Genomic DNA, 26693 nt, shown 5'->3' with positions numbered 1-26693 from the left:
GGGGCGCCGGGTCAGATCCGGTGCGCGTCGGCGAGCAGTGCGGTGGCCGGCGCGCAGTGGGCGCACGGGGAGAAACCGAGTTCGACCGCCTCGGCCACGGGCAGCGGCTCGGACGCGCGCCCGACCAGGTGCGCGCAGCCGGCCAGGTGGTAGCGCGGCCGGCCGTCGACCACCCGCACCGCGGTGGTCAGCTCGGCCAACCGGGCGGCCTGGTCCGGGGTGAGCTGCTGGGCGGCCGGTTCGTCGTCGTACGCCACGACCGGCCCGACGCCCGGCGTCGCCGGCGGGTCGGGCTCGGTCACCGGCGGCTCGGGTGGTTGCCGCCACCCGGCACCGCCGGCGTCGACCGTCGGAGGAACGTGCTGGACGGGGATGTCCGGCTCCCCCGCCGGCGGCCCGTACGCGGACCCGCCCGGGGTGGTCGGACGGGTGCCCGTCCGCACCCGCTGCGCGGACCCGTCCCGGTGGGCCGTCGCCCGGTCGGCGGCCGCCTGGCGGGCACCGGCGACCAGTGCGACGGCGGCCAACAGGCTGGCCGCGATGGAGATGATCAGGAGCAGGCTGGAGCCACCGGCCAGGCCCAGCACCAGCAGCACCACCGCGACGAGGATGAGCAGGAGACTGGCGACTATCACGGCTCACCCCCGCCGCGTCCGTACCGATGAGCGAGGCCGGCGACCGCCGTCAGGGGCGGTCGCCGACCGGTGTCAGCGACCGGCTTCCAGCGCGCCGGAGCGACCGCCGCCGTAGGAGCCGGCGAGACCCGCCGCGGCCAGACCGTTGCCACCGGCGGCCCGGTTGCCCTCGGTGCGGGTCAGCTCGGCCTCCAGGCCCTGGCCACGACCGTCGAGGTCGCGCAGCTGGCTCTCCAGGTATGCCTTGAGGCGGGTGCGGTACTCCCGCTCGAACTGCTTCAGCTCCTCGATGTGCTTCTGCAGCGCGGTGCGCTTGGCGTCCAGGCCGCCCATGGCCTCCTGGTGCCGCTGCCGGGCGTCCCGCTCGAGCGCGTCGGCCTTGGCGCGCGCCTCACGGGTGACCTCCTCGGCCTTCGAGCGGGCCTCGGAGAGCAGCTGGTCGGCCTCGCGACGGGCGTCCGAGACGTGGTCGTCGGCCGTCCGCTGGGCCATCATCAGCACCCGCAGCGCCTGCTGCTCGCCGTCGCCGACGGCCGCCGGCCCACCGGCCGCGCGCACCTGCTCCAGCTCCGCCTGCATCGCCCGGGCGGCCTGCTCGGCCGCCGCCTTGTCGCGCTGCACCCGGTCGAGCTGGGCCTTGACGTCGTTGAGCTCCGCCGCGAGTCGGGCGTCGCCGCCGGGGCCCGCCGGAGCGCCGCCACGGCCGCCGCGCTCCACCTGGGCGCGCAGCTCGTTGTTCTCCTCGATGAGACGGGCGAGCTCGCGCTCGACCTCGTCCAGGAAGGCGTCGACCTCCTCCTCGTCATAGCCCCGCTTGCCAATCGGCGGCTTCTTGAAGGCGACGTTGTGCACGTCGGCCGGGGTCAGCGGCATCGAAACTCCTCGGGTCAGTTGCGGCCGCGATAGCGCGTCGGTCATCAGGCGGTCCTGATGATCGCCGGCTCTAACACAAACCTCATCAGCACGAACAGGATAACCAGGAGCACAAGGGAGGCCAGGTCGATGCTCACGGTACCAATTCGCAGCGGAGGGATCACACGCCTCAACGCGCTGAGAGGGGGATCAGTGACGCTCCACACGGATTCCAGTCCCGCCGATGCCCCACGCCCCGGCTGCCACCGGCGGCCGTACTGGAGCACGGCGCTCAGGACAAACCGGGACAGAAGAAGGAGCAGGAAGACATAGACGATCAGGTACAGGACCTGCAACAGGATCGACAACACGACAGGCGACGTCCCTCGGTTGGCCGGGGTCAACTCAGACTGAAAAAGCCACCCTCAGCGATCTTGGCCTTGTCCTCCGCGGTGACCTGGACGTTGGCCGGTGAGAGCAGGAACACCCGGTTGGTCACGCGCTCGATCGTACCGCGCAGGCCGAAGGCCAGCCCGGCGGCGAAGTCCACCAGACGGCGGGCATCCGCCTCGTCCATCTCGGTGAGGTTGATGATCACGGGAACGCCGTCGCGGAAGTGCTCGCCGATGGTGCGCGCCTCGCGGTAGGTGGTCGGGTGCAGCGTGGTGATCTGGTACCGCTGCTCCTCCTCGGCCACCACGGCCCGCTCCCGGGGCTGCACCTGCGGCGCCAGGGCGAGGTTGTCCCGGGTGTGGTAGGTCAGCGCCCCGGAGGGCTCGCCCGCCGTCGACCGGGTGATCGACCGTACGCTGGACCGCTCCGGCCGCTCGGCCTCGGCGCGCTCGGTGTCGCCGGCCCGCCCGCCGGACCGCTCGGCGAGCCGGCCACGGTCGCTCGACCGGGGCCGCGGCGCCGGCGGCTCCTCGGCGTCGTCCTCGTCGTCGTCGGCGAACTCCTCGGCGTACCGGCTCTGCCGGTAGCGCGATTCGCGGTAGCCACCCTTGTCGTAGCCACCGTCGTCGTAGGCCCGCTCGTCGTCCTCCTCGACCAGACCGAGCCAGACCCCCGCCTTGCGCAGTGCACCCATCCCGCGCCCTTCCGTCCGCCGTGCGGCACACGCCCCCGTGCCGTGTCGCCTTGTCGCGAGTGGAACATTCCTGCCCACCGGACCGGAACGGCAATCCCCTGGCACGCGATTCGCGTCGCGTGTCACGACCCCCGGCAAAGGAAAGCCGTTCCCGAAACAACACCGATGTAATTTGCTTCTTCCGCGGTCAGGCTACCGCAGCGTGGGGCGCATTCCGAGCAACGCGCTACCCACGCGGACATGTGTCGCGCCGTATCCGATCGCGACTTCCAGGTCGCCACTCATTCCGGCCGACAACGCGGTGGCTCCCGGATGGACCGACCGGAACGCGGCGGCCAGCTCGGCCAACCGGGCGAACGCCCGCTCCGGTTCCCAGCCCAGCGGCGCCACCGCCATCAGGCCGGTCAGCCGCAGCGCGTCGGCGCCGGCGACCGCCTCGGCCACCCGGTCGAGCCCGACGTCCGGGTCGGCCGAGCCGGGCAGCGCGCCGCCCCGGGCCGCGTCGCCGTCGATGCTGACCTGGACCAGCACGCCCAGCGGCCGGTCCCGGCCGGCCGCCGACGCCGCGTCCAGCGCCCGGGCCAGCCGGACGCTGTCCACCGAGTGCACCGCGTCGGCGTACCGGACCACCGAGCGCGCCTTGTTGCGCTGCAACCGGCCGACGAAGTGCCAGCGCGGGGTCACCCCGGCGGCGGCCACCTCGACGGCCTTGGGCGCCGCCTCCTGGTCCCGGTTCTCCCCCACGTCGGTGACGCCGAGCCCGGCCAGCGCGACCACGTCGCCGGCCGGGTACGTCTTGGTCACCGCGATCATCGTGATCTCGGCCCGGTCCCGCCCCGCGGCGGCGCAGGCGTCGGCGATCCTGGCCCGCACCCGAGCCAGGCCGGCCGCGAGTTCGGCGCGCCGGTCGGGGCGCACCGAGGCGTTGCCGTCGCTCATGCCGGCACTCCGCTGCGCTGCGCGCCGGCACGAGGCACCCTCGCGCTGAGCTTGATGATTCGCTCGCTGCGCTCGCTCATGGACCCGGCTCAGGACCCGTTCTTGAGGAAGTCGGGCACGTCGACGTCGTCGAAGAGCACCCGGCGCGGCGACTGCGGCGGCGCCGGCATGGTGGCCGGCGGCGAGACCGGGGCGCTCTGCTGCGCGGGCTGGTTCTGGTTGGTCTTGCGGGCCGGCTCGGCCGCCTTGTACGCCGGCGCACCGCCGTCGAACCCGGCCGCGATGACGGTGACCCGCACCTCGTCGCCGAGCGCGTCGTCGATCACCGCGCCGAAGATGATGTTGGCGTCCGGGTGGGCCGCGTCGGTGACCAGCTGAGCCGCGTCGTTGATCTCGAACAGGCCCAGGTCGGAGCCGCCCGCGATGGAGAGCAGCACGCCGCGCGCGCCGTCCATGCTCTGCTCCAGCAACGGGCTGGAGATGGCCGCCTCGGCCGCCTCGACCGCGCGGTTCTCGCCCCGGGCGCTGCCGATGCCCATCAGCGCGCTGCCCGCCCCGCTCATCACGCTCTTGACGTCGGCGAAGTCCAGGTTGATCAGACCCGGGGTGGTGATCAGGTCGGTGATGCCCTGGACACCGGAGAGCAGCACCTGGTCGGCGGTGCGGAAGGCGTCCATCATGCTGATGTTGCGGTCACCGAGCGCGAGCAGCCGGTCGTTCGGGATGACGATCAGCGTGTCGCACTGGTTGCGCAGCTCGTCGATGCCGGCCTCGGCCTGCACCTGGCGGCGCTTGCCCTCGAAGGAGAACGGCCGGGTCACCACACCGATGGTCAGCGCGCCGAGCTTGCGGGCGATGTTCGCCACCACGGGCGCCCCGCCGGTGCCGGTGCCGCCGCCCTCGCCGCAGGTCACGAAGACCATGTCGGCGCCCTTGAGCACCTCCTCGATCTCGTCCCGGTGATCCTCGGCGGCGTTCTTGCCGACGTCCGGGTTCGCCCCGGCGCCCAGGCCGCGGGTCAGCTCGCGGCCGACGTCCAGCTTGACGTCGGCGTCGCTCATCAGCAGCGCCTGCGCGTCGGTGTTGATCGCGATGAACTCGACGCCCTTGAGCCCAACCTCGATCATCCGGTTGACGGCGTTGACGCCGCCACCCCCGATGCCGACGACCTTGATGACCGCCAGGTAGTTGTGCGGAGGTGTCATCTCCGGTCCTTTCCCTTCGAGATTGGCTTCGCCCCGACCCGGTACGGCGTGGCCAGACCAACGGTCGACGACAGCTGTCCTCAGTGGAGGGTCAGGGGTGAACCCTCACCCTCTACTAGAGGCTTACAGTTATGTCAACCACTGATCCTCTTCGGGGCAACGTAAGCGCCCCCGCGCGATGAGCCAAGGACCTGCCCGGCGTGTCGCCGCCCGGAGCGGAACGGGTCACGTCGGGCGGACCGGGCCCGCCCGCCACGCTGACCGGCGGCTCACCGGAAGGTCACCACGTCCGGCGCGCTGACGTCGATGGTGTCGGCTTTGCGACCCAGCAGCGAGGTGGCCACCCGGGCCTTGTCCGCGCCCCGGGTGGCGTCCCCCCAGACGACCGTCCGGTCGTCGCGCAGCCGCAGGTTGATCCGGGCCAGGCTCTCCACGGTCACGTCCACCAGTTGGGCGCGCAACTGCGGGGTGAGCGCGGCGAGCACGTCCAGCGCGGCCCGGGTGCCCGGGTCGGCCGGCCCGGGATCGGCGACCCGGACCAGGGGCAGCTGCGCCGGGCGTCGCGGCAGCGTCCGGAACACCACCCCGGCCGCGTCGACCACCAGGAACTCCTCGCCCCGCGGCACCACCGCCACGCCGGTGCGTTCGGTCACCCGGACCACCAGCGCGTCCGGCCAGTCCCGGGACACGGTCACCCGCTCCACCGGCGGCAGCGCGCCGATCCGCCGCGCCACGGCGGCCAGGTCCACGGTGGCCAGCGGGGCGTCGTCGGGCACCCCGGCGGCATCGCGTACCTCCACCGGGGTCACCAGGTCGGCGCCTTCGACGCGGACCTCGCGCACCCCGAACAGCCCGGTGCCGAGCAGCGTCCAGGCGACCAGCCCGGCCAGCGCCAGCACGCCCGCGGCCACCGCCCAGGGCAGCGCCGCGCGCATCCGCCGCCGCCGCGCCCGGGCCATGAACCGGCGGGTGGACGCGGGCACCGCGTCACTGCCGGCCCGGACCAGCTGCCAGCGCCGGACCGGACCGCGCCGGCCGGCGCCACCGTCCGCGCCGCTGGTCCGTCCCCGGGCCGGGCCGGGACTCATCCCGCCGTCGGCGCCGTGCCGTCCGGGACCACCCCGCCGATCGCCGGGGTGTCCACGGCCGGGCCACCGCGCCGCGCCGCCAACTCCGCCAACAACTGGTCGCCCATCAGCGAGATCGGCGGGGCGCCCATGGTCACCACCACGTCACCCGGCCGGGCCCGGCGGGCCACCTCCGCCGGCGCCGCCTCCCAGGAGTCGACGAAGACCTTCCGCTCCGCCGGCAGCGGCACCGCCTCGATCAGCGCCGCCGACCCCTCCCCCGGCTGGCGCAGCTCGCCGGGGCCGAAGACCTCCAGCAGCACCAGCTCGTCGGCGATGGCCAGCGCCTCGGCGATCTCCGCCTGGAGGTCGCGGGTGCGGTAGAGCCGGTAGGGCTGGAACACCACGATCAGCCGGCCGTCGCCGGCCACCTCGCGCAGCGTCCGCAACGCCAGCGTCATCGAGGTGGGGTGGTAGGCGTACTCGTCGTAGACCAGCACGTCGTCCGCGACGCCCTTGCGCTCGAAGCGCCGCCGCACGCCGGGGAAGACCGCCAGCGCGGCCTCCGCCGCCTCCAGCGGCAGCTCCAGCAGGTACGCGGCCAGCACCGCGGAGGCGCTGTTCAGCCCCATGTGCCGGCCCGGCACCGGCAGCCGGAACTCGCCCAGCGACCGCCCGTCGATGCCGGCGAGGTAGCGCACGCCCCGGGCCGACGAGGCCATCTCGGTCAGCCGCAGGTCGGCGTCGGCCGCCTCGCCGTAGGTGTGCACCCGGCGCCCCTCGGCGCGCAGCGTCTCGGCCAGCCGCCGCCCGCCCGGGTCGTCGGCGCAGGTGATGATGAACCCGTCCGGGTCGGTGAGCCGGGCGAACTCGGCGAAGGTCGCCTCCAGGTTGGCCAGGTCGCCGTAGGTGTTCAGGTGGTCCGCCTCGACGTTGGTGATGATCGAGACGTACGGGCGGTAGATGAGGAAGGACCGGTCGCTCTCGTCCGCCTCCACCACGAAGTACTCGCCGGTGCCGTGGTGCGCGCCGGAGCCGACCTCGGAGATCTCCCCGCCGATCACGAAGGACGGGTCCGTCCCGGCCTGCTGGAGCACCATGGTGACCATCGAGGTGGTGGTGGTCTTGCCGTGGGTGCCGGCGACCGCCACCGTGCGCCGGCCGGTCATCGCCGCCGCGAGCGCCTCCGAGCGGTGCAGCACCCGCAACCCGCGCCGGCGCGCCTCCACCAGTTCCAGGTGGTCCTGCGGGATGGCCGACGAGTAGACAACCGTGTCCACGCCGTCGAGGTTGCTCGCCTCGTGGGTCATGTGGATGGTGCCGCCGAGCGCGCGCAGGCCGGCCAGCGAGGGCCACTCGCGCAGCTCGCTGCCGGAGAGCGGGATGCCCCTGGTGAGGAAGAGCCGGGCCAGCCCGCTCATGCCGACGCCACCGACCCCGATCAGGTGGATGGTGCCCAGGTCCTCCGCGGTGAGCGTGCCGGCCGGGGTGAACTGCGCGGTGTTCATGACAGCTGCCTTCCAGTCGCGGCGTACCGGCTCATCGGGACACCGCCTCGTAGACGAAGTCGAGCAGCGCCTCGTCGCCGTCGCGCCGCCCGTACGCGGCCGCGGCGGCGCCCATCGCGGCGAGCCGGTGCGGGTCGCGGATCAGCGGGATCACCGTGCGCTCCAGCCAGTCCGGGGTCAGCTCGGCGTCGTCGACGAGCAGCCCGCCGCCGGCCTCCACCACGGGCAGCGCGTTGCGCTTCTGCTCCTGGTTGCTGTGCGGGTAGGGCACGTAGATCGCGGGCAGGCCGATCGCGGCCACCTCGGCGCAGGTCATCGCCCCGCCCCGGCCCAGCATCAGGTCGGCTGCGGCGTAGCCGAGCTCCATCTCGGACAGGTAGGGCAGGGTGACGTACGGCACCGGCAGGTCGGTGGGGATCGGCACCGGCTCGTTGCGGGCGCCCATCACGTGCAGCACCTGCACCCCGTGCCGGGCCAGTTCCTTGGCCGCACCGGAGACCGCGAGGTTGATCGACCGGGCGCCCTGCGAGCCGCCGGCGACGAAGAGCACCGGCAGGTCGGGGCGGAGCCCGAAGTGCGCCCGCGCGGCGTCGCGCAGCGCGGCCCGGTCCAGCCCGGCGATGCGCTGGCGCAGCGGCACGCCGACCACCCGGGCGTCGCGCAGCGACTCGGCCTGCGCCGGCTGGTGCGGGAAGCCGACCGCCACGTGCTTGGTGAACTTCATGCCGAGCCGGTTGGCCACGCCCGGCGGGACGTTCACCTCGTGGATCACGATCGGCAGCTCGCGGCGCCAGGCGGCCAGGTAGGCCGGCACCGAGACGTACCCGCCGAAGCCCACCACCACGTCGGCGCGCACCTCGTCGATCACCTTGCCCGCGGCGCGGGCCGCGGTCCACATCCGGCCCGGGGTCTTCACCAGGTTCATGTTGACCGACCGGGGCAGCTGGTAGGCGGGGATCTGGCGCAGGTCGTAGCCCTGCGGCGGGATCAGCTCGTTCTCCAGCCCCTTGGGTGTGCCGAGACAGGTGATCCGGACGCCGGGGTCGTGTCGGCGCAGGCAGTCGGCGAAGGCGAGCAGCGGGTAGATGTGCCCCCCGGTGCCACCTCCCGCGAGCACCACCGAACGCAGCGGACCCATCAGCGTCTCCTCTCGTCCGCCGACCGGCCGCGGGTCCGGGTCGCCCGGACGCCGCGCGGTGCGGCCTGGTCGTCCTGCCGCCGCTCCCGCGCCCGGGGCACGGACCCTCGGGCGGCCGGCGGCGTCGCCGTCCGGCGGCGCCGCGCGGGAAGCGGTGGCAACGGGGCCCAGACTAGTCGGACCCATCGGGCCGGCGGACGGGCATGCAGTGCTCTGGCCGCGTCGGGTTCCGCCCGGGCGAAGGACGCCAGCATGCCGACCGCGGCGAGCGTGACGACCAGGGCGCTGCCGCCGTCGGAGATGAACGGCAGCGGCAGGCCGGTGATCGGCAGCAGCCCGACCACGCCACCCACGTTGATCACCGCCTGGCTGACCAGCCAGGTGGTCACCGCGGTGGCCGCGAGCCGGCGGAACGGGTCGTCCACCCGGCGGGCGATGCGCAGCCCGGTGTACGCCAGCACGGCGAACAGGGTGAGCACCACCGCGCAGCCGACCACGCCGAGTTCCTCGGCGATGATCGCGAAGACGAAGTCGTTGTGCGCCTCCGGCAGCCAGTTCCACTTCAGGCTGCTCTTGCCGAGCCCGACGCCGAACCAGCCGCCGTGCTCGATGGCCAGCCGCCCCTGGAAGATCTGGTAGCAGCCCTCCAGCTTGCAGTCCTCCGGGGCGGGCGGGTTGAAGAAGGACATCAGCCGGGCGAACCGGTAGTTCTCCTCGCCCCGCTCGCCGGAGCCGGCGCCGAGTGAGGCGACCGCGATCAGCAGGCCCACGCCGATCAGCCCGAACACCGACAGCGCGCCGAACACCCGCAGCCGGACCCCGGCCGCCCAGAGCAGGCCGATCACCAGCGCCAGCAGGCAGAGCATGGTGCCCAGGTCGTTGTAGCCGACCAGCACGAAGAGCAGCCCGACCACCGGGAAGAGCGGGGTGGCCAGCTCCCGCCACCAGCCCAGCGCGGCGCCCTTGCGGGCGATCACGTGCGCGCCCCACAGCACCAGGGCGAACTTGGCCAGCTCGGAGGGCTGCACCTGGACGCCGCCGATGAACAGCCAGAGCAGCCGGGCCTCGATCGGGCCGATCCGGGCGGAGTCCTGGCCGGTCAGCCGGGCGTAGGCGAGCAGCAGGTTGAGCACCAGCAGCAGCCCGATGGCGGTGAAGAGCAGCGGCCGGCCCAGCGACCGGTAGGTGGTCGCCGGCAGCCGCTGGCAGGCCCAGAAGGCGCCGATGCCGATCACCGCGAAGATCGCCTGCTTGGTGAGCGAGGCGGAGGCGTTGCCGTTCTCGGCGTAGTCCTTGACGCTGGTGGCCGAGAAGACCATGGTCAGGCCGATCAGCAGCAGCAGCCCGGCGCTGGAGAGCAGCAGGTAGTACGAGGCCAGCGGCCGGTCCAGCAGGCCACGCAGCGCGGCCAGCCCGCCGGCGGCGTCCAGTCCGCGCAGCGCCGCCGGCCCGCCCGGCTCGTCCGGCCCGCGCGGCGTCCCGGCCGCCTCGGCGGTACGCGTCCCGCCCGCCGCCGTCCGCGTCCTGGTTCCGGCCGTGCCCTCGGTTCCTCGCGCCTCCCCCACCCCGACATCATCGCGGTTCTCGGGGGCCACCACCCCCGCAACCGCCCGGTCGGCGTGTCGGCACCCCCTCCTCTCGCCGATCTTGCACTTGGCGCCCGGGCGAAGGCCGCAGAACCGGGCATTCCACGGGCTGAAAGTGCAAGATCGGCGGGAACCGATCAGGTGACGGCGGCGAGGAACTCGCTGTAGAAGAGGCCGAGGGCGATGGCCACGCCGATGCCGGCGATGATCCAGAAGCGCACCACGATGTTGACCTCGCTCCAGCCGGCGAGCTCGAAGTGGTGCTGCAACGGCGACATCCGGAACACCCGCTTGCCGGTGGTGCGGAACGAGATGATCTGGATGACCACCGACATCGTGATGATGACGAAGAGCCCGCCGATGATCGGCAGCAGCAGGATCGTCCGGGTGGACATCGCCATGCCGGCGATCAGCCCGCCGAGGCCGAGCGCGCCGGTGTCGCCCATGAAGATCCGCGCCGGTGAGGTGTTCCACCACAGGAAGCCCACGCAGGCCCCGGCGGCGGCGCCGGCGATCAGTGCGATCTCCAGCGGGTCGCGGACCGTGTAGCAGTAGTCCTGGGTGTAGTTCGGGTCGGCGCACCAGTGCCGGTACTGCCAGAACGCGATCAACGCGTACGCCGCGAGGACCATCACCGAGGCGCCGGTGGCCAGGCCGTCGAGACCGTCGGTGAGGTTCACCCCGTTGGTCGCGGCCATCACCACGAAGATGAAGATGACCACCGCGCCGACCTTGGTGACGTCCAGCGCCGGGATGTCCCGGATGAAGCTGAGCGTGGTGCTGCCGACGGTCTCGGTGTTGGTCACCGCGCCGGAGGCGTCGGTCATGGTGCTCGGGAAGTAGAGCGCCACCACCCCGAAGACCGCGCCGACCAGGATCTGGCCGAGCAGCTTGCCGCGCTTGTTCAACCCGCCGCTGTGCCGCTTGCGCACCTTCAGGAAGTCGTCGATGAAGCCGACCGCGCCGGAGAACACCATCAGCCCCAGCAGCACCAGCGCGGTGATGGTCGGCTCGACCTGGGCGATCTGCTGGTCCGGCAGGGTGGTCAGGGCGAGGTGCCCGGCCACGTACGCGATGACAGTGGCCAGGATGAAGACCACGCCGCCCATCGTCGGCGTGCCCTTCTTGCCCTGGTGCATGGCCGGGCCCTCGGCCCGGATCGGCTGGCCGGCCTTGAGCCGGGTGAACACCTTGATCGCGATCGGGGTGCAGAACAGCGAGATCAGGAAGGCGACCCCGACGGCGACGATCACCGCCCTCATGCGGTGCCACCCTCGGTCACGACTGCGGGGCTCGCAAGCTCACTCCTCGCGCTCCCGGCGCTCTCCCCGGTAGGGTTCCCGGCGTCCGCGCGCAGCGCGTCGGCCACCTCCCAGGTGCGGTACCGGGAGCCCTTCACCAGGACGACGTCGCCCGGCCGTAGCTCGCTCCGCAGCACCTCGACGGCCGCCGCCTGATCGGTGAGCAGCACCGACTCTCCTCCCCAGTCACTTACCGATGTCGCGCCCTCGTGGATCGGCGCGGCCGGCTCACCCACCACGAGCACCCGGTCCACGCCCAGCTCGGCAGCGAGCCGGCCCACCTCGGCGTGCCCGTCGTGCTCGAACGGGCCCAGCTCGGCCATGTAGCCGAGCACCGCGAGGGTACGCCGGCCCCGTCCGATGCCGGCCAGCGCACGCAGCGCGACGGCCATCGAGGCGGGGTTGGCGTTGTACGAGTCGTCGATCACGGTCACCCCGTCGGGACGCTCGAAGACGTCCATCCGGCGGGTGGAGACCGTCCCCAGCTCGCCCAGCGCGATGGCCAGCTCGGTCAGCGGCATGCCCAGCTCGCGGGCCACCGCCGCGGCGGCCAGGGTGTTCGACACCTGGTGCCGCCCGGTCAGCCCGAGCCGCACCGGCGCGTCCCCCTCCGGGGTCACCAGGGTGTACGCCGGCCGGCCGCGCTCGTCCAGCGTCACGTCGACGGCCCGGATGTCCGCGTCCGCCGCCTCGCCGTACCGGACCACCCGGGCGACGGTACGCGTCGCCATCGCGTCCACCAACGGGTCGTCGGCGTTGAGCACCGCCAGCCCGTCCGCCGGCAGCGCCTCGACCAGTTCCCCCTTGGCCAGCGCGATGGTCTCCCGGGAGCCGAACTCGCCGATGTGCGCCACGCCGACGTTGAGCACCACGGAGATCCGCGGCGGCACCACGTCGCACAGGTAGCGCACGTGCCCCACCCCGCGGGCGCCCTTCTCCATCACCAGGTAGCGGGTCTCCGGCCCGGCCTGCAACGCCGTGTACGGGTGCCCCAGCTCGTTGTTGAACGAGCCGGGCGGGGCGACCGTCGGGCCGAGCCGCGCGGCGAGCTGGGCGATCAGGTCCTTGGTGGTGGTCTTGCCGGACGAACCGGTCAACCCGACAACGGTGAGCCCGGGCAGCCGGTCCACCACCGCGCGGGCCAGCCGGCCCATCGCGGCGAGCGCGTCGCCGACCAGCACCATCGGCACGCCCGGCACCTCCCGGGTGCCGAGCACCGCCACCGCGCCGGCCTCGACCGCCGCCGCGGCGTAGTCGTGCCCGTCCACCTTCTCGCCGGGGAAGGCGACGAAGAGCGCGCCGGCGGACACCTTGCGCGAGTCGAACTCGACCGGTCCGGTCACCCGGACGTCCGGGTCGGCGGCCACCAGCCGGCCGTCGACCGCCGAGGCGACCTCGGCCAGGCTGAGCGGGATCACCGGTGCCCCGCCAGGTCGCCGAACCGGGCGCGCAGCGCGTCGGCCAGCTCGGTGCGGTCGTCGAACGGGAGCACCTCGCCGCCGACCTCCTGCCCGCGTTCGTGGCCCTTGCCGAGCAGTGCGACCACGTCGCCCGGCTCGGCCAGCGCGACCGCCGCGTCGATCGCCGCCCGGCGGTCGCCGACCTCCTCGATCCGGGCCGCCGTGCCGGCCCCCCGGGCGCCGGCGAGCACCTCGGCGCGGATCGCCGCCGGGTCCTCGGTGCGCGGGTTGTCGTCGGTCACCAGCACCACGTCGGCTCCCTCCGCCGCGGCGGCGCCCATCACCGGGCGCTTGCCCCGGTCCCGGTCGCCGCCGGCACCGATCACGCAGATCAGCCGGCCCGCGCTGAGCTCCCGCAGGGCGGCCAGCGCGGCCACGATCGCGTCCGCCTTGTGCGCGTAGTCGACCACCCCGCGCACGGGGCCGTCGGCCACCAGTTCCAGCCGCCCGGGAACCCCGCCGCAGGCGGCCACCCCGGCGGCCGCGGTGGCCGGGTCCACCCCGGCGGCGACCAGCATGGCGATGGCCAGCAGGGCGTTGGCGACGTTGTGCCGGCCGGGCAGCGCCACGCCGGCGGGCAGCACCAGGCCGTCCGGGCCGTGCGCGGTGAAGTGCTGGGCGTACCCCTCGCCGCCGATGCCGTCGGCCCACCAGGTGGCGGCGGTGTCGCCGGCCGCGGAGTAGCTCACCGTGGCCGGTTTGAACAGCGACCGCAGCGCCGGGTCGTCGTGGTTGAGCACCTCCACCGCGCACCGGCCGTCGAAGAGCTGCGCCTTGGCCGCGAAGTAGTCCGCCGAGTCGGCGTGGAAGTCCAGGTGGTCGGAGCCGAAGTTGGTGTAGCCGCCGACGGTGAACCGCACCCCGCCGACCCGGCCCATGGCCAGCGCGTGGCTGGACACCTCCATGACCACCGCGGTGACCCCGCGCTCGCGGGCGGCGGCCAGCATGGCGTGCAGGTCGGTGGCCTCCGGCGTGGTGCGCACGCTGTCGATCCGCAGGTCGCCGAGGCGGGTCTCCACGGTGCCGATGAGGCCGGTGGTTTGGCCGGCGGCGCGCAGCCCGGACTCGACCAGGTAGGCGGTGGAGGTCTTGCCGGCGGTGCCGGTCACCCCGATCACGGTCAGCCCCTCGGTCGGGTCGCCGTAGACCGCGGAGGCCAGGGCGCCGAGCGCGGCCCGCGGGTCGGGCACCACCAGCGCGGGCAGGCCGGCCTCGGCCGCCGCGGGCGCGCCCGCCGGGTCGGTCAGCACGGCCACCGCCCCGGCCGCCGCCGCGGCGGCGGTGAACTCCGCGCCGTGCCGGCGGGCGCCGGGCAGCGCCGCGTACAGGTCGCCGGGGCGGACCTCCTGGCTGGCGTGGGTGATGCCGGTCACCACGGGATCGGCGGTGTCGGCCGGAGGTTCCACGGCCAGCCGGGCGGCGAGATCGCCGAGCCGGGTGCCGATCACGGTACGGGGGCGAGGATTGCCGGGCACGGCGTCAGACCCTACCCGGTCGTCCGGTTCCGGCCGCACAGCCGCCCCGGTGGTTCGTCCGCACTCACCGATGATGTCCCGCCATGCCTGGTCAGCGGGGATAGACCGTGAACTTCGGCGCCTTGCCGGCGGCGGACGGCGGCACCCGGTAGTGGTGCAGGGTGAACTGCATCATCTCGCGGAACGCCGGGGCGGCGATGTCGCCGCCCCCGCCGGCCGGGGTGTGCGCGAAGACCGCTATCACGTACCGGGGCTGCTCGGCCGGGGCCATCCCGATGAACGAGGCCACCTCGCCGGGCTGCTTCTCCCCGTCGACCAGCCGCCAGCCGGTGCCGGTCTTGCCGGCGACCCGGTAACCCGGGATCGCCGCCGCCGTGCCGGTGGCGCCGTCGACGGTGGTCACCGCCTCCAGGATGGTGCGCAGCGCGGCCGCGTTCTCCGGGCTGAGCACCGACCGGGTGACCGGCGCCTTGCCGGGCGTGCGCTTGCCGTCCGGCCCGATCACCTCCTTGATCAGGTGCGGCTGGACGTAGGTGCCGTTGTTGGCGATGGCCGCGTACGCGGCGGCCATCTGCAGCGGCGTGGCGTCCACGCTGTGCCCGATCGGCACCGACCCGTGCGACGACTCGCTCCACTCGTCGGCGGGCAGCAGCCGGCCGGTGGCCTCGCCGGGCATGCCCACCCCGGTGGCCTGGCCGAGCCCGAACCGGCGCTGGTAGTCGATCAGCCGCTCCCGGCCGAGCTTCTCGGCGATCTCGATGGTCCCGACGTTCGACGAGTACGCCATCATCCCGGGCAGGGTCATCCGCCGCCCGTTCGCCGGGTGGGTGTCGGAGAACCAGGTGTCGCCCTTCTTGATGCTGTTCGCGATCGGCAGCGTGGTGTCCGGGGTGATCACCCCCTCCTGCAACGCCGCGCCGAAGGTGATCGCCTTGTGCACCGAGCCCGGGTCCACCACGAAGCTGGTGGCCGCGTCCTCCCGGTCGGCCGGGTCGCTGGGCAGGGGCTTCGCGGCGTTGTAGGTCGGGTGGCTGGCCTGGGCCAGCACCTCCCCGGTGGCCACCTCGATCACCACGGCGGCGCCGGTGCTGCCCTTGCTCTGCGCCATCGCCTCGCTGAGGATCCGCTGCACCTTGAACTGGAGGTCACGGTCGATGGTGAGCTGGAGCGAACTGCCCGGCTTGGGCGGGGTGGTGCGGCTGTAGCCGCCGGGGATCGGGGCGGCCAGGTCACCCAGGCCGACCTCGTAGACCCGCTTGCCGTCCTCGCCGTGCAGCAGGTCGTCGTAGCGGGCCTCCAGCCCCTCCAGGCCGTTCATGTCCTCGCTGGTGAAACCGATCAGGTTGGCGGCCAGGTCGCCGCCGGGCACCTCGCGCCGCTCGTCGCGGTGGGTGTTGATGCCGGGCAGCTTCAGGTCCATGATCCGCCGGGCCCGCTCGATCTCGACCCCGCGGGCCAGGTACTCGAACTGCGACCAGACCCCGTCCGGGCGCTTGCGCGGGGCCATCCGCCCGGCCAGCTCCGAGGCGGGGATGCCGAGCAGCGGCGAGAGCGCCTTCGCGGTGGCCTGCGGATCCTTGATCTGGGTCGGGTCGGCGTAGACGTAGCGGGCTTCCACGCTGTGCGCCAGCTCGGCGCCGTCCCGGTCGTAGATCGCGCCCCGGGGCGCGGGCAGGGTGACCGTACGGGTGCGGTCGGCGACGCCGCCGCCCGCGTACGCCGGGGTCTCCACGGCCTGCAGGTAGACCAGCCGGATGCCGATGGTGGCGAAGAGCGCCAGGGTCAGCACGGTGCCCAGCCGCAGCCGGCGGCCCGGGTCGGCCAGCTTCGGCGGGCGGCGCGGCTTGCGCGACGGACGCCGGACGGCTGCCCGGTCCGGCCGGCGCGGGGTGGCCCGGCGGCGCGGCGCCGCCGGTGGCTCGTCGTCGAAGGGCTCGCGCGGTGCGCGCGGCGTGACGGTGCGGACGACGCCGGCCCGGCCGCCGGTCGCGTCCCGCCGGCCCGCCCGGGTGGCCCCGGTCCGGCCGCCGTCGAGCACCTGGAGCGCGGGCCGGAACGGGTCGCCGGAACGGGTGCTGCGCGGGGTGCGCCGCTGCTCCGGGCGGCCGGTCCGCTCCTCGCGGTCGGCCCGGGCCGCCCCTTCCCGGATGGTGCGCCCCCGGGGGGTGTACGCCCGGGCGTCGGAGATGCCGCCGACGCCCGGCTCGGCCGTACGGTCGGTGCCCCGGCCACCGCTGGCACGCGACGAGCCGCGCCGGGAGCCCGTGGCGTCCCGGCGCGGTTCGTCCGATCTCGGGGGCACCGTCCTAGCCCCCCGAGCCCTGCTGGCTGGTGATCGACGGCTCGCCGTCGGCCGGCTGCGGCACGCCGATCAGCTGGCCGTCCGGCAGCCGGATGTACGCCGGCTCGCCCGCCTCGACCAGGCCGAGGCCCTTGGCCGCGGCCTCCAGGTTGCCCGGCGCCTCCGCGTCGGCGATCTGCTTCTTCAGCTGCTGCTGCTCCAGGTCGAGCTGGGCCTGCTGCTGCTGCAGCCGCTCCAGCCGGAACGCGTTCTCGTTGATCTTCGTGTTGACCAGCAGGATGCCGAGCACCCCACCGACCACCAGCACCACGATCAGCGCCGCGAACGGCGCCCGCGGCACCCGCACCGGCGGCGGCGGCGCCACCCGCAGCCGCGGCGGACGGGCCGCCGTGGCGGTGCCCCGCTCCGCCGGCCGCAGCGCGGCGCTGCCCTGGGTCGGGAACTCGCGCGCCCCCCGGGCGCGAGTCTCCCCCAGCCGGTTCACCCGCTCCTTGACCGGAGCGCCGGTCCCGACGCGCGTGGCCCGCTCCGCCGCGGTCCGGCCCCCCGACCGCGGTGCGCGCTGCCCGCCGCCGGTCACGTCCCGGCGGTCGCGCTTGTCTATGCTCATGTCCCTCCCCCTCTACGTCCGTCCCTGTCCCGTCCCCCGGAGTCCCCCGCGGTTGCCGCGGTCGACCCCGTCCCCGGTTGGTGCATCGCCTTGACGCGGCGGCGGGACCGTTCGCGGTCGGTCCGCCCCTGCTGCTCGGCGTTCGGGTCGATGCGCTCCGCGGCCCGCAACCGCACCGAAGCGGCGCGCGGGTTCGCGGCGACCTCCACCTCCCCCGGCAGTTCGGCGCCCCGGCTGAGCAGCCGGAACGTCGGACCGGACCCGGGGAGTTCGACCGGGAGGTCGATCGGGCCCTTGCTGCGGACCCGCTCGGCGAGCGCCGCCTTGGTGAGCCGGTCCTCCAGCGAGTGGTAGGACAGGACCACCATGCGGCCGCCCACGTTGAGCCGGTCGAGCGCGGCCGGCAGCGCCGTCTCCAGCGCTGCCAGTTCCCTGTTTACCTCGATCCTTAAAGCCTGAAACGTTCTCTTTGCCGGGTGTCCCCCGGTTCGTCGGGCTGGTGCCGGAATGGACTCCCGGACCAGCTCCGCCAGCCGGGCCGACGAGGTGATCGGAGCGCGCTCCCGTTCCCGGATGATCGCCGAGGCGATCCGGCCGGCGAACTTCTCCTCGCCGTAGACCCGCAGCACCCGGGCCAGGTCCGGGTGGGAGTAGGTGTTGACCACCTCCTCGGCGGTCACCCCCCGGGTCTGGTCCATCCGCATGTCCAGCGGCGCGTCCTGCGCGTACGCGAACCCGCGGTCGGGCGCGTCGAGCTGCAACGACGAGACTCCGAGGTCGAACAGGATCCCGTCGATGCCCGGGTAGCCCAGCCGGTCGAGCACCTCGGGCAGCTCGTCGTAGACGGCGTGCTCCAGGTGGACCCGGTCGGCGAAGCGGGCCAGCCGGACGCGCGCGTGGGCGAGCGCCTCGGTGTCCCGGTCCAGGCCGATCAGCACCGTCTCCGGATGCGCCCGCAACACCGCCTCGGCGTGGCCGGCCAGGCCCAGCGTCGCGTCGACGTGGACCGTCCGTCCGCCCCGGCCCAGCGCGGGGGCGAGCAACTCGAGACACCGCTCGAGCAGCACCGGCACGTGTGTGCCGCGTAGCTCCCCCATGTCGACCCCCACTGGTTGGTTACCGGTTCTTCCGTCCGCGTCCTGTCGTCGGACGACGCCGTGCCGTCGTACCGCCAGATCCCCATCCGCTCCCGCCCGCCGAGGGCCGCGGCCCTCCACTGGATCGTGCGCCTGGCACCGGGGAAGGGGTGCCAGGAACTCGAAAGCGGCTGGAGATCTCGCAGTACGTCGGGCGCCGTCACGCCCTACAGTCCGCCGGGCAGCACCCCCTCCTCGATGTCGGCGAAGTCGTCTTCGCTCTCGGCGAGGTAGGTCTCCCAGGCGGCCTTGTCCCAGATCTCCACCCGGGTGCTCGCGCCGATCACCACCAGGTCCCGGTCGAGCGCGGCGTACTCCCGCAGGTGGCCCGGGATGGTCACCCGGCCCTGCTTGTCGGGCACCTCGTCGTGGGCGCTGGCGAAGAAGACCCGGCTGTAGGCCCGGGCCGCCTTGCTGGTCATCGGCTGTGCGCGCAACTGCTCCGCGATCCGCTGGAACTCGGGCATCGGGAAGACGTAGAGGCAGCGCTCCTGCCCTTTGGTGATCACGACACCCCCCGCCAGCTCGTCCCGGAACTTCGCCGGAAGGATCAACCGGCCTTTGTCGTCCAGGCGTGGGGTGTGGGTGCCGAGGAACATCGGCCCAACCCCCTCGCCCTTTAGCGGCGTTCGCGGCGCCGCTGACCCCCCGGGCCGGTGGGCCCTCCCGGCCTCACCATTGGGCCCCACTCTACTCCACTTCCCTCCACCTGCAACCGGAAACGCCCGCGTGGCGCGTCGGTTCCGCGCGTAAAACCGCACGTCAGAAGGGGTGGGGCGGAGTGGAGGGGGAAAGGGGCCCACCGGCCGCGTCCGCTTTCCGACATAGATCGACTCCGTCCGGCTGAGCGCGATCCGGCCCACCCGGCGGGGCACCCCGGCCGAACGGTTCGCCCTCGGCGGCGATCTGGCGGGGGCGCCGGTCCGGTAACCTCGCTCGGGTGACGGACGCGAAGATGCCCCTGCGGGCGAAGGTGGCCAGCTCCGTGTCCCGGACGGCCGCGGCCCTGTCGCGGGCCGCGGGCCGGGGCGACGGCTCGGTGATCGGCGGCTGGATCGGCCTGAAGATCGACCCGGATCTGCTCGCCCACCTCTCGGCCGGGCGCGCCATCGCGCTCATCTCCGGCACCAACGGCAAGACCACCACCACCCGGCTCACCGCCGCGGCGGTCGGCGTGCTGGGCCGGGTCGCCACCAACTCCTTCGGCGCCAACATGCCCACCGGGCACACCTCGGCGCTGGCCAAGGCCGGCAGCACCCCGTACGCGGTGCTGGAGGTGGACGAGCACTACCTCGCGCAGGTGCTGGAGGCCACCGAGCCGCACGTGGTGGCGCTGCTGAACCTCTCCCGCGACCAGCTCGACCGGGCCAAGGAGGTCGCCATGATGGCGCAGCTCTGGCGGGCCGCCCTGGTCAAGCACCCCGACGTACGGGTGGTCGCCAACGCCGACGACCCGATGGTGGTCTGGGCCGCGTCCCCGCCGCCCAACCACGACCACCGGATCCAGCCGCCGCAGGTCACCTGGTTCAGCGCCGGGCAGCGGTGGCACGACGACTCCTGGGTCTGCCCCGAGTGCGGTTCGACCATCCAGCGCTCCGGCGCGCAGTGGTGGTGCAGCGGCTGCCCGCTGCGCCGGCCGGAGCCGCAGTGGACGGTCGAGGACGACGGCGTGGTCGACCCGACCGGCGCCTGGCACAAGGTCAAGCTCCAGCTGCCCGGCAAGGTCAACATCGGTAACGCGGCCACCGCGCTGGCCGTCGCCGCCGAGTTCGGCGTCCGTCCGGTCGACGCGGTGCTCCAGCTGGGCACTGTCGCCTCGGTCGCCGGCCGCTACGCCCAGGTGGAGCGGGACGGGCGCAACATCCGGCTGCTGCTGGCCAAGAACCCGGCCAGCTGGCTGGAGGCGTTCGACATGGCCGACGACGCGCCGACGCTGCTGTCGATCAACGCCCGCGACCCCGACGGGCTGGATACCTCATGGCTGTTCGACGTCGACTTCTCCCCGCTGCGCGGCCGGCAGGTGCTGATCACCGGCGACCGGGCGTACGACCTGGCCGTCCGGCTCGACGTCAACCAGGTGCCCTTCCAGCACGTGCGGACGTTCGACGAGGCCGTCCGGACCGCGCTCCCGGGGCGGCTGGAGGTCATCGCGAACTACACCGCGTTCCAGGACATCCGAGCGGAGTTGGACCGTGTCAACTGAGAGCCTGCGCATCGTCTGGGTCTACCCCGACCTGCTCTCCACCTACGGCGACCGGGGCAACGCGCTGATCCTGGCCCACCGCGCCCGCCAGCGCCGGATCCCGGTGGAGGTGCTGGAGGTCCGCTCCGACGAGCGGCTGCCCGCCACCGCCGACATCTACCTCATCGGTGGCGGCGAGGACGGCCCCCAGGCGCTCGGCGCGCAGCGGCTGCTCGCCGACGGCGGCCTGCACCGGGCGGTCGCCCAGGGGGCGGTGGTGTTCGGCGTCTGCGCCGGCTACCAGTTGCTCGGCAGCTCCTTCTTCGCCAAGGGCACCCAGTACCGCGGCCTGGAGCTGCTCGACCTCTCCTCCGACCGGGGCCCGACCCGGGCCGTCGGCGAGCTGGCCGGCGACATCGACCCCCGGCTCGGCCTGCCCCCGCTGAGCGGGTTCGAGAACCACGGCGGCCGCACCCACCTCGGCCCGGAGGTCGCCCCGCTGGCCCGGGTGACCGCCGGCATCGGCAACGACGGCGCCACCGAGGGCGCGTGGCGGGGCAAGCTGCTCGGCACGTACTCGCACGGGCCGGCGCTGGCCCGCAACCCGGCCCTGGCCGACCTGCTGCTGCGCTGGGCGGCCGGCGTGCACCAGCTGCCGCCGCTGGACGACACCTGGTCCGACCGGCTCCGGTCCGAGCGCCGCGCCGCGGTGGCCGCCGCCCGGGCATGATCCCGGCCGTCCGGCGGCTGCTCGGGCAGCCGTCGGCCGTCCGGTTCCTCCTGCTGCTGTTCCTGCTCGCCGGGTTCGGGCTGCTGATGCTGGTGGCGCCCCGCCCCGAGGTCGCCGAGCTGCCGCGGCTGGCCGACCGGCTCGGCACGCTGGCCCCGGTCGCGGCGATCCTCGGCGGGGCGCTGCTGCTGGTGGCGCTGGTGCCGCGGACGTTCATCACGCTCGCCTCCGGGGCGATCTTCGGTCCGCTGGAGGGCGCCGGCTACGCCCTGTGCGCCGCGCTGCTGGCCGCCGGGCTCGGCTTCGCCGTCGGCCGGCTGCTCGGCCGGGAGTTCGTCGCCGAGCGGGTCCGCGGCCGGCTGGCCCGGCTGGACGGCTGGTTCGCCCGGCAGAGCGTGCTCGGCGTGGTCACCGTCCGGTTGCTGCCGATCGCCGGCTTCGGGCTGGTCAGCTACGGCTACGGCACCACCGGCGCCCGGGTCCTGCCGTTCCTCGTCGGCAGCGTGCTCGCCTCCGCCCCGACCGCCTTCGGCTACGCCGCCGTGGGCGCGGCGGTCACCTCCCCCGGCGACGTCAACTGGTTCGCCGCCACCCCGGCCGCGCTCGGCCTGGTCGCCAGTGTGGTGCTGATCCGCGGCTGGTGGCGCGCCGAGCGCCACCGCCGCCCCGGACTGGGCCGACGCCGTGCCACCGGCTGACGGCAACGGCCCCGACCGGGCCGGCGAGGAACGCCTGCCGGGCGGGTTCATCGCCGAGGTGGTGCGGGTCGGCGACACCATCCGGCGTACGCCACCGGAGAACGGCGACTTCGTCGCCGCGCTGCTGCGGCACCTGGAGCGGGCCGGCGTCGACCTCGCGCCCCGCCACCTCGGCACCGACGAACACGGCCGGCAGGTGCTCAGCTACCTCGACGGCCGGGTGCCCTGGCGGGACCGGGAGGATGCCGGCTACTTCACCGATCCGGCGCTGGTCCGGCTGGCCGTCCTGATCCGGCGACTGCACGACGCGTGCGCCGGCAGCCCGCTGGCCGGCGGCGCCGAGACCGTCTGCCACGGCGACCTGTCCCCGAAGAACACCGTCTACCGGCACACCCCGCAGGGCTTGCTGCCGGTCGCCTTCCTGGACTGGGACCGGGCCGCACCGGGCCGGCGGATCGCGGACGTGGCCTTCGCCGCCTGGCACTGGGCGGAGCTCGGCGACGGCGCCGACCCGGCCGAGCTGGGCCGTCGGGCCCGCCTGCTCCGCGCCGCCTACACCGGCGCGGACGGCCCGCCGCTGCCCGGGGCGGAGCTGGTCGACGTGATGCTCGACCAGCTGGAGGGCACCTGGCGGGGCATCGACGCCGGCGCCGAGCGGGACGAGCCGGGTATGGGTCGGCTGCGGGCGGCCGGCGTCGTCCGGCTGGTGCACGGCTGGCACGACTGGCTGCTCCGGCAGCGCCGGGGGGTGCTGGCCGCGCTGGGCGACTGATCCCCCACGCCCACCGACCGGGCGCCGTCCCGGACCGGTCCGTCGCCGCGTCGCCCACGCCGGCGAGCGTGATGACTCTGCGGCATATATATACCTGTGTGTCATCAAGCTCGTCGCGGCACGACCCGCCCGGGCGGCGGCCGCCGCGATCGCCGGCGGCCTCGATCGCCCCGGGCGCCCGCCGCCTCGATCGCCCCGCGCGCACGGCCGAAGGCGCGCCCGGCGCGGGTCAGCCGGCGGGCGTGACCAGGCCGGCCTCGTAGGCGGCGATGACCAGGTGCACCCGGTCCCGGGCGCCGAGCTTGGCGAAGAGCCGGGCCACGTGCGCCTTCGCGGTGGCCACGCTGATCACCAGCTCGGCGGCGATCTCCGCGTTGGACAGCCCCCGACCGACGAGGGTGAGCACCTCCCGCTCCCGCTCGGTGACGCCGTCCAGGCTCCGGCGGCGGGCGGGCTGCTCCGGCCGGCGGGCGAACTCGGCGATCAGCCGGCGGGTGACGGCCGGTGCGATCAGCGCGTCGCCGGCGGCCACCACCCGGACCGCGGCCAGGATGTCGTCCACCGCCATGTCCTTGACCAGGAAGCCGCTCGCGCCGGCCCGCAGCGCGGCGTGCACGTGCTCGTCGTCGTCGAAGGTGGTGAGCACCAACACCCGGGTCGGCCCGCCGTGCGCGGTGATCGTGCGGGTGGCCTGGATGCCGTCGGTGCCGGGCATCCGCAGGTCCATCAGCACCACGTCGGGGGCCAGGTCGCGGGCCAGCCGGACGGCCTCGGCGCCGGTGCCGGCCTCGCCGACCACTGCCAGGTCGGGCGCCTCGGTGATGAGCACCCGCAGGCCGGCGCGGACCAGGGGCTGGTCGTCGACGAGCAGCACCCGGACGGTCACCGGCCCGCCTCCGTGGCCGCCACCGGCTCGGCGGCGGCGCTCGGCGGGACCGGCAGCCGGGCCTCGACCCGGAAGCCGCCCTCGGGGCGCGGGCCGGCGTGGAACCGGCCGTCCAGCAGCGCCACCCGCTCCCGCATGCCGACGAGGCCGTGCCCCTCGCCGCCGACCGGCCCGCCCCGGCCGTCGTCGACCACCGCCACGGTCAGCTCGTCCGGGGCGTAGGTCACGGTGACCCGGCACTCGGCGGTGCCGGCGTGCCGGACCACGTTGGTGACCGCCTCCTGCACGATCCGGTACGCGGCCAGGTCCAGGTCGGCGGGGAGCCGATCGGGCTCGCCCCGCCGGTGCAGCCGCACCCGGACCCCGGCGTCCGCCGCCGCGGCGACCAGCCGGTCCAGGTCGGCCAGCCCGGGCGTCGGGTCCAGCGCCGCCGGCTCCCCCTGCGGGCGGCGCAGCGCGCCGAGCGTACGGCGCAGGCCGGCCAGCGTCTCCCGGCTGGTGGCCTCGATGGTGGCGAGCGCGGCCCGGGCCTGCGCCGGCTGGCTGTCGATCACCCGCGCGCCCATGCCGGCCTGGATGGCGATCACCCCGATGCTGTGCGCCACCATGTCGTGCAGTTCGCGGGCGATGCGCAGGCGCTCGGCGGTGAGCGCCTCGGCGGCGGCGTGGGCCCGCAGCGCCTCGGCGTGCCGGCGCCGGGCCCACACCGAGTCGCCGACCGTCCACGCGGCGAGCACCGCCAGCACGGATACGGTGGCCCGGCTCAGCGGGTCGTCGGCCGGGTTCACGAAGCTGGCCGCGACCTGCACCGCGAGCACGACCAGCGCTGCCGGCGCCGAGACCCGCCGGGACCGGTGCGCCGCGACCAGCCCGACCACCAGGTCGACGCCGAGGAACTGGGCGTACCAGATGTCGCGCAGGTAGCCGTTCTCCGGGACGTTGACCGTCACGGTGACCACGCACGCCGCGACCAGCATCAGCGCCAGGGCGAGCAGCGGGCGGCGGCGCAGCAGGCCGGCCGGCAGGCCCAGGACCAGCAGCGGCACCAGGTACCGCTCGGCGAGCCACCAGTCGCCGAAGCCGATCCCGAACGGGCTGGACGCCAGCGGCGCGGCGAGCAGCAGGGCGACGGGCAGCAGCGCGACGCCGACCCAGGGCAGCACCGCGCGCGCCAGGGCGAGGGCGCGGCGTGGCGGCGACAGGGTGGCGTCCATGCGGACACGGTAGCCAGCGGGCCCGGGACCGGGCATCGGCCCACGGGCGTACGCCCCGGGGCGGGTGCCGGGCCGCCGGATGTGGCCGCCGGCGCGACGCCGGCGGGGCCGGAGCCCGGCAGCGTGGGTCAGGTGATCGAACTCCACGCGCTGACCAAGAGGTACGGCCCCGCCACGGCCGTCGACGACCTGACCCTCACCGTGCGCCCCGGGCACGTCACCGGGTTCCTCGGCCCGAACGGGGCCGGCAAGTCCACCACCCTCCGGATGATCCTCGGTCTCACCCGGCCGACCAGCGGCACCGTCACCGTGGCCGGCGTCCGGTTCGCCGACCGGCCGCGCGGGCTGCGGCACGCCGGCGCGCTGCTGGACGCGGGCGACGTGCACGGCGGCCGGTCGGCCGTCGCCCACCTCACCGCGCTGGCCCGCGGCAACGGCATCGGCCGGGCCCGGGTCGACGAGGTGCTGCGGGAGGTGGGACTGGGCGGGGTGGCCCGGCGCCGGATCGCCGGGTTCTCCCTGGGCATGCGGCAGCGGCTCGGCATCGCCGCCGCGCTGCTCGGTGACCCGCCGGTGCTGCTCTTCGACGAGCCGTTCAACGGGCTCGACCCGGAGGGGGTCCGCTGGGTGCGTGACCTGTTCCGGCGGTTGGCCGGCGAGGGGCGGACGGTGTTCGTCTCCAGCCACCTGATGAGCGAGATGGAGAACTGCGCCGACCGGCTGGTGGTGATCGGCCGGGGCCGGTTGATCGCCGACCAGAGCCTCGCCGAGTTCGCCGCCCGCGGCACCGGGACCAGCGTCGCCGTCCGTACGCCCGACGCGGCGGCACTGACCGCGGTGCTGGCGGCCGAGGGCGGCACCGCCCGCCCGGACGACGCCGGGGGACTCCTGGTGACCGGCCTGACCGCCGAGCGGATCGGGGACCTGGCGCTCGCCCACCGGATCCCGCTGCACCAGCTCGCCACCCGGACCGCCTCGCTGGAGGAGGCGTTCATGGAACTGACCGCCGACAGCGTCGAGTACACCGGAGGGACGACCCGATGACCACCGTGACACCGTCGCCCACCCGCGCACCGGTGACCGACCTGCCGGCCCGGTTCCGCGACCTGCTCGCCGCCGAGTGGATCAAGCTGTGGTCGCTCCGCTCGACCCGGTGGACGCTGCCACTGGTCTACCTCTTCGTCGTCGGGGTGAGCGTGCACGCCAGCCTCGCCGACTACCGGAACTATCCGAGGTACCCGGACGGGACGCGGGAGTTGTTCCACCTGTACGGGCCGGTGCGGGACGCCTTCCCCGAGGCCGGGTACCTGCTGCTGATGCTCGCCGCCGCCAGCGTCGGCGCGCTGACCCTCGTGGGCGAGTACCAGAGCGGGCTGATCCGCGCCACGTTCGCCGCCGTTCCCGCCCGCCGGTCGGTGGTGGCCGCGAAGGCGGCCGTGCTGACCGCGGTGATGATCGTGCTGGGTCTGGCCACCGCGGCGACCTCGTTCTGGGTGTCCCAGGCGATCCTGTCCGGACGCGACGCCGGCTGGTCGATCGGCGAGCCGGGGGTGGCCCGGGCGGTCCTGGGCAGCGCCCTGCTGGTGCCGGTCTGCGCGCTGATCGGGATGGGGCTGGGCGCGGTGATCCGGCACGCCGCCGGGGCCGTCGTGGCGGCCACCTCGGTGCTCGTGCTGCTGCCGCTGATGGTGGACAGCGACAAGCACCGGTGGATCGCCGAACTCCGGCACGTGCTGCCCGTCCCGGCCTGGCAACGGCTGATCGAGGTGCACCCGGACGTGTTGAACCCCGACCCGTTCCCGGCCACCGTCACCGGCGCCTGGCTCACCTTCGCCGGCTGGTCGCTGGCCTGCACAGTGGTGGCGCTTTTCGCCACCCACCGCCGCGACCCCTGAACCACCCCGGTCGGG

At 74.5% G+C, this 26693-nt stretch carries 24 protein-coding genes and 1 pseudogene; 6 read left to right on the top strand and 19 right to left on the bottom strand.

The genetic code is table 11. The features are described 5' to 3' along the window. Positions 1-11: 11 nt before the first annotated feature. From Q3W71_RS23595 to mraZ, 17 genes and pseudogenes are all read right to left on the bottom strand, one after another. A complete protein-coding gene (locus Q3W71_RS23595) occupies positions 12-635 on the bottom strand; it encodes a hypothetical protein (protein ID WP_302921608.1) in 624 nt (207 codons plus the stop codon). A gap of 72 nt (positions 636-707) precedes the next feature. Further along, positions 708-1508 carry a DivIVA domain-containing protein gene (locus Q3W71_RS23590; RefSeq protein WP_167178519.1) on the bottom strand — a complete coding sequence of 267 codons (801 nt, stop codon included), beginning with the start codon at positions 1506-1508 and terminating at the stop codon, positions 708-710. A 44-nt stretch (positions 1509-1552) separates the two neighbouring features. Beyond that, complete coding sequence (locus Q3W71_RS23585; RefSeq protein ID WP_088992770.1) at positions 1553-1858, bottom strand: YggT family protein; 306 nt, start codon at positions 1856-1858, stop codon at positions 1553-1555. Between the two features lie 29 nt (positions 1859-1887). After that, complete coding sequence (locus Q3W71_RS23580; protein WP_302921606.1) at positions 1888-2574, bottom strand: cell division protein SepF; 687 nt, start codon at positions 2572-2574, stop codon at positions 1888-1890. 192 nt (positions 2575-2766) lie between these two features. Further along, positions 2767-3513, bottom strand: coding sequence for a YggS family pyridoxal phosphate-dependent enzyme (locus tag Q3W71_RS23575; RefSeq protein ID WP_302921605.1), 747 nt, complete (start codon positions 3511-3513; stop codon positions 2767-2769). An 89-nt stretch (positions 3514-3602) separates the two neighbouring features. After that, positions 3603-4718, bottom strand: a complete 1116-nt coding sequence (ftsZ, locus tag Q3W71_RS23570; RefSeq protein WP_302921604.1) for a cell division protein FtsZ — start codon at positions 4716-4718, stop codon at positions 3603-3605. Between the two features lie 269 nt (positions 4719-4987). Further along, positions 4988-5806, bottom strand: a complete 819-nt coding sequence (locus Q3W71_RS23565) for a cell division protein FtsQ/DivIB (protein ID WP_302921603.1) — start codon at positions 5804-5806, stop codon at positions 4988-4990. Then, positions 5803-7293 (bottom strand): UDP-N-acetylmuramate--L-alanine ligase, encoded by a 1491-nt coding sequence (murC, locus tag Q3W71_RS23560; protein ID WP_302921602.1) that lies wholly within the window; start codon positions 7291-7293, stop codon positions 5803-5805. The genes Q3W71_RS23565 and murC overlap by 4 nt, the downstream gene beginning before the upstream one ends. A 31-nt stretch (positions 7294-7324) precedes the next feature. Further along, on the bottom strand, positions 7325-8431 hold the full coding sequence (gene murG / locus Q3W71_RS23555; RefSeq protein ID WP_302921600.1) for an undecaprenyldiphospho-muramoylpentapeptide beta-N-acetylglucosaminyltransferase: 1107 nt from the start codon (positions 8429-8431) through the stop codon (positions 7325-7327). Next, positions 8431-9861: an FtsW/RodA/SpoVE family cell cycle protein gene (locus tag Q3W71_RS23550; protein WP_302921787.1), complete on the bottom strand. Its 1431-nt coding sequence runs from the start codon at positions 9859-9861 to the stop codon at positions 8431-8433. The genes murG and Q3W71_RS23550 overlap by 1 nt, the downstream gene beginning before the upstream one ends. Positions 9862-10154: 293 nt before the next feature. Next, entirely contained in the window at positions 10155-11279 is a 1125-nt protein-coding gene (mraY, locus tag Q3W71_RS23545; RefSeq protein WP_302921599.1) for a phospho-N-acetylmuramoyl-pentapeptide-transferase, read from the bottom strand. Then, the gene (murF, locus tag Q3W71_RS23540; RefSeq protein ID WP_302921597.1) at positions 11276-12736 is read right to left on the bottom strand and encodes a UDP-N-acetylmuramoyl-tripeptide--D-alanyl-D-alanine ligase; all 1461 of its coding nucleotides are present in this window, start codon (positions 12734-12736) and stop codon (positions 11276-11278) included. The genes mraY and murF overlap by 4 nt, the downstream gene beginning before the upstream one ends. Then, positions 12733-14253 carry a UDP-N-acetylmuramoyl-L-alanyl-D-glutamate--2,6-diaminopimelate ligase gene (locus Q3W71_RS23535; protein ID WP_302921596.1) on the bottom strand — a complete coding sequence of 507 codons (1521 nt, stop codon included), beginning with the start codon at positions 14251-14253 and terminating at the stop codon, positions 12733-12735. The genes murF and Q3W71_RS23535 overlap by 4 nt, the downstream gene beginning before the upstream one ends. Positions 14254-14344: 91 nt before the next feature. Next, positions 14345-16555 carry a penicillin-binding protein 2 gene (locus tag Q3W71_RS23530; protein WP_302921595.1) on the bottom strand — a complete coding sequence of 737 codons (2211 nt, stop codon included), beginning with the start codon at positions 16553-16555 and terminating at the stop codon, positions 14345-14347. 4 nt (positions 16556-16559) lie between these two features. After that, positions 16560-17165, bottom strand: a complete 606-nt coding sequence (locus Q3W71_RS23525) for a hypothetical protein (protein WP_302921594.1) — start codon at positions 17163-17165, stop codon at positions 16560-16562. Next, a pseudogene (gene rsmH, locus Q3W71_RS23520) lies at positions 17161-18274 on the bottom strand (16S rRNA (cytosine(1402)-N(4))-methyltransferase RsmH); the annotation flags it as partial. The pseudogene rsmH and the gene Q3W71_RS23525, both read right to left, overlap by 5 nt. 194 nt (positions 18275-18468) lie before the next feature. Further along, positions 18469-18900, bottom strand: coding sequence for a division/cell wall cluster transcriptional repressor MraZ (gene mraZ / locus Q3W71_RS23515; RefSeq protein WP_302921593.1), 432 nt, complete (start codon positions 18898-18900; stop codon positions 18469-18471). A 356-nt stretch (positions 18901-19256) separates the two neighbouring features. Between mraZ and Q3W71_RS23510 the strand changes: the two genes are divergently transcribed. From Q3W71_RS23510 to Q3W71_RS23495, 4 genes are read left to right on the top strand one after another with little or no spacing between them, the layout of a single operon-like run. After that, positions 19257-20504, top strand: a complete 1248-nt coding sequence (locus tag Q3W71_RS23510) for a MurT ligase domain-containing protein (protein WP_302921786.1) — start codon at positions 19257-19259, stop codon at positions 20502-20504. After that, the gene (locus Q3W71_RS23505) at positions 20494-21213 is read left to right on the top strand and encodes a type 1 glutamine amidotransferase (RefSeq protein ID WP_302921592.1); all 720 of its coding nucleotides are present in this window, start codon (positions 20494-20496) and stop codon (positions 21211-21213) included. Before Q3W71_RS23510 ends, Q3W71_RS23505 begins: the two co-directional genes overlap by 11 nt. Next, entirely contained in the window at positions 21210-21911 is a 702-nt protein-coding gene (locus Q3W71_RS23500; RefSeq protein ID WP_302921591.1) for a TVP38/TMEM64 family protein, read from the top strand. Before Q3W71_RS23505 ends, Q3W71_RS23500 begins: the two co-directional genes overlap by 4 nt. Continuing rightward, entirely contained in the window at positions 21898-22683 is a 786-nt protein-coding gene (locus Q3W71_RS23495) for a phosphotransferase (protein ID WP_302921590.1), read from the top strand. The genes Q3W71_RS23500 and Q3W71_RS23495 overlap by 14 nt, the downstream gene beginning before the upstream one ends. 229 nt (positions 22684-22912) lie before the next feature. On the opposite strand, the gene Q3W71_RS23490 is transcribed toward Q3W71_RS23495, so the two are convergent. Then, positions 22913-23569 (bottom strand): response regulator transcription factor, encoded by a 657-nt coding sequence (locus Q3W71_RS23490; RefSeq protein ID WP_302921589.1) that lies wholly within the window; start codon positions 23567-23569, stop codon positions 22913-22915. After that, a complete protein-coding gene (locus Q3W71_RS23485; RefSeq protein ID WP_302921588.1) occupies positions 23566-24783 on the bottom strand; it encodes a sensor histidine kinase in 1218 nt (405 codons plus the stop codon). Before Q3W71_RS23485 ends, Q3W71_RS23490 begins: the two co-directional genes overlap by 4 nt. A 123-nt stretch (positions 24784-24906) precedes the next feature. Between Q3W71_RS23485 and Q3W71_RS23480 the strand changes: the two genes are divergently transcribed. Beyond that, a complete protein-coding gene (locus Q3W71_RS23480) occupies positions 24907-25827 on the top strand; it encodes an ABC transporter ATP-binding protein (RefSeq protein WP_302921586.1) in 921 nt (306 codons plus the stop codon). Next, a complete protein-coding gene (locus tag Q3W71_RS23475; RefSeq protein WP_302921585.1) occupies positions 25824-26678 on the top strand; it encodes an ABC transporter permease subunit in 855 nt (284 codons plus the stop codon). Before Q3W71_RS23480 ends, Q3W71_RS23475 begins: the two co-directional genes overlap by 4 nt. Positions 26679-26693: the final 15 nt, after the last annotated feature.

The sequence above is a fragment of the Micromonospora sp. C28SCA-DRY-2 genome (genome assembly GCF_030519475.1).
Taxonomy (GTDB): Bacteria; Actinomycetota; Actinomycetes; order Mycobacteriales; family Micromonosporaceae; genus Micromonospora.
The sequence above is the reverse complement of the archived record's forward strand: the minus strand, read 5'-3'. Positions and strand labels throughout refer to the sequence as shown.

Bases quoted from the DNA above. Each gene is read 5' to 3' on its own strand.
- Q3W71_RS23575 (WP_302921605.1), bottom strand. From the start codon at position 3,513: ATGAGCGACGGCAACGCCTCGGTGCGCCCCGACCGGCGCGCCGAACTC.
- Q3W71_RS23500 (WP_302921591.1), top strand. From the start codon at position 21,210: ATGATCCCGGCCGTCCGGCGGCTGCTCGGGCAGCCGTCGGCCGTCCGG.
- murC (WP_302921602.1), bottom strand. From the start codon at position 7,293: ATGAACACCGCGCAGTTCACCCCGGCCGGCACGCTCACCGCGGAGGAC.
- Q3W71_RS23485 (WP_302921588.1), bottom strand. From the start codon at position 24,783: ATGGACGCCACCCTGTCGCCGCCACGCCGCGCCCTCGCCCTGGCGCGC.
- Q3W71_RS23580 (WP_302921606.1), bottom strand. From the start codon at position 2,574: ATGGGTGCACTGCGCAAGGCGGGGGTCTGGCTCGGTCTGGTCGAGGAG.
- Q3W71_RS23565 (WP_302921603.1), bottom strand. From the start codon at position 5,806: ATGAGTCCCGGCCCGGCCCGGGGACGGACCAGCGGCGCGGACGGTGGC.
- Q3W71_RS23510 (WP_302921786.1), top strand. From the start codon at position 19,257: ATGCCCCTGCGGGCGAAGGTGGCCAGCTCCGTGTCCCGGACGGCCGCG.
- Q3W71_RS23590 (WP_167178519.1), bottom strand. From the start codon at position 1,508: ATGCCGCTGACCCCGGCCGACGTGCACAACGTCGCCTTCAAGAAGCCG.
- murG (WP_302921600.1), bottom strand. From the start codon at position 8,431: ATGGGTCCGCTGCGTTCGGTGGTGCTCGCGGGAGGTGGCACCGGGGGG.
- ftsZ (WP_302921604.1), bottom strand. From the start codon at position 4,718: ATGACACCTCCGCACAACTACCTGGCGGTCATCAAGGTCGTCGGCATC.
- mraY (WP_302921599.1), bottom strand. From the start codon at position 11,279: ATGAGGGCGGTGATCGTCGCCGTCGGGGTCGCCTTCCTGATCTCGCTG.
- Q3W71_RS23525 (WP_302921594.1), bottom strand. From the start codon at position 17,165: ATGAGCATAGACAAGCGCGACCGCCGGGACGTGACCGGCGGCGGGCAG.
- mraZ (WP_302921593.1), bottom strand. From the start codon at position 18,900: ATGTTCCTCGGCACCCACACCCCACGCCTGGACGACAAAGGCCGGTTG.
- Q3W71_RS23475 (WP_302921585.1), top strand. From the start codon at position 25,824: ATGACCACCGTGACACCGTCGCCCACCCGCGCACCGGTGACCGACCTG.